This window comes from Chlorobaculum sp. 24CR (assembly GCF_004118635.1).
Classification (GTDB): Bacteria; Bacteroidota; Chlorobiia; order Chlorobiales; family Chlorobiaceae; genus Chlorobaculum.
The window spans coordinates 1-721 of sequence record NZ_SDGU01000109.1 but is presented as its reverse complement, the minus strand read 5'-3'; the positions used below and the strand labels follow the sequence as shown (position 1 = coordinate 721).

Genomic DNA, 721 nt, shown 5'->3' with positions numbered 1-721 from the left:
GGTGTAGTTTTTTCTGACTTTTCGCATGGTGAATTCCTCCGTTTTTGTACTCTAACTCAAACGGCTGAATTCTCCAATTTACGCTGAACCAAAACATGAATCGGAGGTTCAGAGTGCGTTGGCACAGATACAGTCAGGGCGCTTAGAGACAACGAGGAAAACAAACCGTAAGCATGTTCAACAGCTCCAGGCAAGATCAGACCCATCAGCGGTTAGAAAATGCCCTAAATGTGGTAGTGCTATGGTGTTGCGTACTGCAAAAAGAGGGGCAAATGTGGGTAAGAAGTTTTGGGGGTGTTCGGCGTTTCCAAAATGCAGGATAGTGCAAAACATCAAATAATAATCCGGCCAACGCAAAGCCAAATGTTGTGTTTGGTTATCACTGGTATTATATAATAAGCTGTTAAAACCAACATGAAACCAGACGATAAACTCTGCAAGCTCGACAAGAAAGAGATCGAGGAAAACCTTGCCGCTATTGCTGAGGCAGTTTCAAAGCCAAAGTACATTTGCCAGAAGTGTGCGAGGGTGTCGAAAAAGAAGAAGAATCTTTGCAAGCCGAAGAAGTTGCCTTTGCGCTAACCGGAGTGTTTGCCTGCCCTTCCAATTTCATTCTCTTGATATTTCCTTGTACTTGTCTAATTTTTGCTAACGAAGATTTGTCATCGCGAGTCCCGACTTGTCGGGGCGTGGCGATCCATCTTTGTGGCGAGCAAAGATG

The 721-nt window shown here is 44.5% G+C and carries 2 protein-coding genes; both read left to right on the top strand.

Going from position 1 to position 721, the window contains the following annotated elements:
- Positions 1-118 precede the first annotated feature (118 nt).
- The gene (locus tag EST62_RS14035) at positions 119-340 is read left to right on the top strand and encodes a topoisomerase DNA-binding C4 zinc finger domain-containing protein (RefSeq protein ID WP_371414702.1); all 222 of its coding nucleotides are present in this window, start codon (positions 119-121) and stop codon (positions 338-340) included.
- 169 nt (positions 341-509) lie between these two features.
- A partial coding sequence (locus EST62_RS13695; protein WP_209019454.1) for a hypothetical protein occupies positions 510-721 on the top strand: 212 nt, incomplete at its 3' end.